Genomic DNA, 4016 nt, shown 5'->3' with positions numbered 1-4016 from the left:
TGTGACGGTCCGGCCGTCCCCAGCCACCCCGATCATCCGGCCGAGCGGCGCCAGTTCGTCGGTGGGTACTTCCCCGGCCGGTTTGATGGGCGCCTCGGGGAGCTTCGACGGGCTGAGGGCAACCCGCTTGAGCGGGGTGTCGTAGCCCTCCAGGGCGAACGACCAGGCCGGAACTGTCGCCGGGCCACGGCTGGTGGCCAGGGACATCTCACCCAGCTTGACCCCGGTCACGGTGAGGTGTGGTTCGTCGGTGCTGCCGTCGGCCACAGTTGCGAACGCCTCCCGCGCCCCCATCAGGGGCAACGTGAGCGAGCCTCCGCTCTCCCACTTCACCTGCCCGTCCTTTTGCGACGTGGCGGGGAGCTCGCCGCGCAGGACGAGGTTCCGGGCCCCGTAAGCGAGCTTGTCGTCTCCGTTGCGGAAGGCGTTCTCGGGCAGCTGGACCACCTCGCTCATCGGGTAGTAGCCCTTGGCCCACACCTCCGCGGCCTTGGAGCCGTCCCAGGCATCGGCGACCTGGCGGGCGCGGGCCTTCGACTCGGGCGCCGGGTCGGCGTCGCGGACCTGTGTGCCGCCTCTGGCCTTCTCGCTGCCGCAACCGGTGATGGCGCCGGTTCCGGCAGTGAACAGGGCGAATACGACGAGCAGATCGACGGTTCGTGCGGCGCGTGTACGCATGGGGTCCCCCTGGACGGTGGCGGTGACGAAGGCTGTGCGGTGAAAGGTGGAGGCCGTACTGCCCCTGTGACGAGCCGCCCCCGGGCCGGGTTCCTTCTCCGTCCTTCCGATTCGGGGCCGACGGTCGTGGGGGACTGGTGACAACGGTTGGTACAAGCTCTACTAGGCAAGATCCAGAAGAGCCACGACCGGCAGAGCGTGAGGGCAGAAGCCTGCCGGAGACCAGTAGCGACACGACCCCCACGCTCGCGGGAGCCACCGTGCCTCCCAAACTCAACATCGCCCGACCGTGGATCGGGGCACCTCCCAAGCCCATCGGCAAGTGACGTCACTGCTGGTCGATAAAGCCACTCAGGTTCTGGGTTACTGGCCGCACGAGAGCACTCAGACCCTCCTGCGCGTGTCTGGTTGCCGAGCCGGAGCGCCCGCTTTTCCGAGGTCCGCGCCCCTCGTACGAGGATCTGTATTTCGAGGACTGTCTGCCTGGCTGCTGTGACGACTGGTTGCCGCTCATTCAGCAACGGCCCCCGCCGGTCGGCGGGGGATCAGGCACTCGTGGCGGCTTGCGCGTGAGGGCGGTTGTTGAGATCAGCGTTTGACTCGGCCGCGGATGGCTGGGGGTGTCTTGTCGGTCAGGTCGGAACGGTCCGCGGCCCGGGCTGTGGCTGGGGGTCGGTCAGCTGGAGGGCCGAGCGGTGCAGCCCCCTGCGGTCGTAGAGACGGGTGAGGACGAGGCCGAGGAGGAGCGATCCGGCGAAGCCGATGGCGGTCATGGTCCAAGCGCGTCCGAGTCCTGCGTCGGTCCGCGCTCCGAAGTAGAGGATGGACCTGACGCCGTCGACCACCTGGCGGAACGACTCGAATTCTGCCAGGAGGCGGTAGAAGTCCGGGAGCGCCTGGAGCGGGATGGTGGCGCCGGCCGACGGGATGGCCAGGCCGATCAGGACCAGCATGGAGACGATGGGGCCGGGGGTGCCGAAGACGGCGAGCAGGGCCAGCGCGGTGATGCCCCATCGCGGCCGTGGCGCATGTTCCGAAGATCCATAGCAGGCCCAGATGTGAGGTGTCGATGCCGACGACGCCGACCGCGCCGGCCATCGCGAGCGCGGAGGTCAGCATCGACAGGACGACCATGAGCACCGAGCAGACCACGAAGTGGTGCATCCGCGTCATGTGTTGGGCGGGCTTGACGAGGCGGAACGGGCCCTTGTCGTTGGCCATGTAGCCGAGCGCCGTGTCCACCTGGGTGTGGATGACGTTGGCGCCCAGCATGCCGCCGAGGACCAGGACGAGGGCGTAGAAGAAGGCGCTCAGTCCGAGGCCGCTGTGGGCGCCGAGCGGGTGCCCCTCCTCGACGTTCACCTTTACGGGGTCGGCGATCTTCAGCTGGGCGGCGGCGCCGGGCGCGGCGGGACGGCCGGCGTGGGCGGACGCGGAGGGCTGCGCGGACTGCCGCCCGAGCTCCTGGGTGAGCCCGCGGCCCACCTGCGCGGAGGTGTTGGCGACGACCTTTCGGTTGATCTCGGCGGCCATGCCGGAGCCGAAGCTTCCGGTCGCGGGGTTGGTCAGCACCGTGATGGTCGGCGGGTGCGGTTCGTGCTGGGGCGGCCCGGCGAGTGCGGCCACGGAGGCGGAGAAGTCCTCCGGGATGACGAGCGCGCCGAACACCTTGCCCCGGGCGAGCAGGTCGTCGGCGGTGCGGCGGTCGCCTTCTTCCAGGAGACCTTGTCCCGTAGCTCGGCGGACCCGGTGCGAGTACCGACATGCCGCTCGACCAAGCAGGATGATTATTCGGCACCCGCAGAGCCTGCTGTGACGGTACAGCTCGCTCTGGGCACCTATGGTGCCCCGGGCGATCCTGGAGGCGCCCGCCCGTGCAGCCGGCGTACGCCCGTAATCGGCACGGACGGTGCACCCGGCGCACCCACGCCGAGGCTCGCTTGCGGTGCCATGCTGGAGAGGACAACCTCATCAGCCACGAGCGGCCATGGCGAAGCAGCGATGAAAACCAGTGACCAAGGCCAGGAACCGGATCCGTCCGCCATGTCCTCCGGCTCTTGGGGAGACCGCACCTCCGAGGGCGGAGAGTGGCAGTCTGGTCACTCTCTGGTGGTACAGTTCCTGGCTCGGTCCCCGATCGGCATGGCCTTCATGGACACCGACCTGCGCTACGTCTGGATCAACGACGCCCTGGAGCAGCTCGGCGGCGTGAGCCGAGAGGAACGCCTGGGCAAGCGTCTGGGAGATGTGCTGCCACGGCTCGACGCGGTCGCCATCGAGTCGGTCCTGCAGGAGGTGCTGGCGACCGGGCGGCCCGCCGTCGACGTCGAGTACCACGGCCGTACGCGAGCCGAACCCGACCGCGAACACGCCTACTCCACGTCGTTCTTCCGGCTGGAGGACGACTCGGGCGCGGTGCGGGGGGTCTGCTACATGGTTCTCGACGTCACCGACCGATGGCGTGCCCGGGAGTATCTCGCACTGCTGAGCAAGGCCGGAGCGTGGACGGCCAGGACCCTCGACGTCTTCAGCCTCGCGGAGGGCCTGGCCGAGGTGTGTGTTCCGGACCTGGCCGATCTGATCACCGTGGATATCTTCGACTCCGTGCTGCAAGGCGAGTCCCCTGACGGAGCGTTGTCCGGCGTCGAACGGCTGCGGCGGGTCGCACGCAGGGGCACCGACGGCGACGGGCCGGAGGGGATCGCGGCAGTCGGGCGTCTGGTGCAGTTCCCGCTGGGTTCACCGGGCGCGCAGTGCCTGTCCGACGGGACCTCTCGCAGAGAAGTCGTGCCCACGCAGGGGTGCGCAGGCTGGATCGCCACCGATGCGCTGCTCGGAACGGCCGCACCGTTCCTCAGCCCGTGCGCACTGATGCTGGTCCCGGTCAGGGCGCGCGGCAGTGTGGTGGGGATGACGACCCTGCTCCGTCGTGCGCCGCGCGAGGCGTTCGACGACGACGACCTCCTCGTGGCCGACGAGATCGTCGGACGGGCCGCGCTCGGTGTGGAAAACGCCCGCCAGTTCACCAGGGAACGCAATACCGCGCTGGCATTGCAACGCTTCCTGCTGCCACGCCGGATCGCGGCGCAGGCGACGGTCGAGGTGGCGACGCGGTATCTGCCCTCGGGCGGAGGTGTGGGCGGCGACTGGTTCGACGTCATCCCGCTCTCCGGGGCACGGGTCGCCCTGGTGATCGGTGATGTGGTCGGACACGGCATCACCGCAGCGGCGTCTATGGGTCGGCTGCGCACCGCCGTGCGCACCCTTGCCAATCTCGACCTGGCGCCCGAGGAGATCCTGGCCCACCTCGACGATCTGATGCTGGGGCTCATCGCCGA

The 4016-nt window shown here is 69.3% G+C and carries 3 protein-coding genes and 1 pseudogene; 1 reads left to right on the top strand and 3 read right to left on the bottom strand.

Annotation, left to right across the window (positions count from 1 at the left end):
- The 3 genes and pseudogenes from ACFU6I_RS47995 to ACFU6I_RS47985 form a co-directional block, all read right to left on the bottom strand.
- Window positions 1-678: hypothetical protein (locus tag ACFU6I_RS47995; protein ID WP_384380753.1), on the bottom strand; the 678-nt coding region annotated here is incomplete at its 3' end.
- Between the two features lie 632 nt (window positions 679-1310).
- The gene (locus tag ACFU6I_RS47990; RefSeq protein WP_384380751.1) at window positions 1311-1631 is read right to left on the bottom strand and encodes a hypothetical protein; all 321 of its coding nucleotides are present in this window, start codon (window positions 1629-1631) and stop codon (window positions 1311-1313) included.
- A 67-nt stretch (window positions 1632-1698) separates the two neighbouring features.
- Window positions 1699-2364, bottom strand: a pseudogene (locus tag ACFU6I_RS47985) (YhgE/Pip domain-containing protein); the annotation flags it as partial.
- A gap of 465 nt (window positions 2365-2829) precedes the next feature.
- On the opposite strand from ACFU6I_RS47985, the gene ACFU6I_RS47980 reads away from it, so the two are divergent.
- Window positions 2830-4016, top strand: a 1187-nt coding sequence (locus tag ACFU6I_RS47980) for a PAS domain-containing protein (protein ID WP_384380748.1), incomplete at its 3' end; no start/stop codon positions are given.

Source organism: Streptomyces sp. NPDC057486 (genome assembly GCF_042802415.1).
GTDB classification, from domain to species: domain Bacteria; phylum Actinomycetota; class Actinomycetes; order Streptomycetales; family Streptomycetaceae; genus Streptomyces; species Streptomyces yanii.
This window is presented reverse-complemented; position numbering and strand designations above follow the sequence as displayed.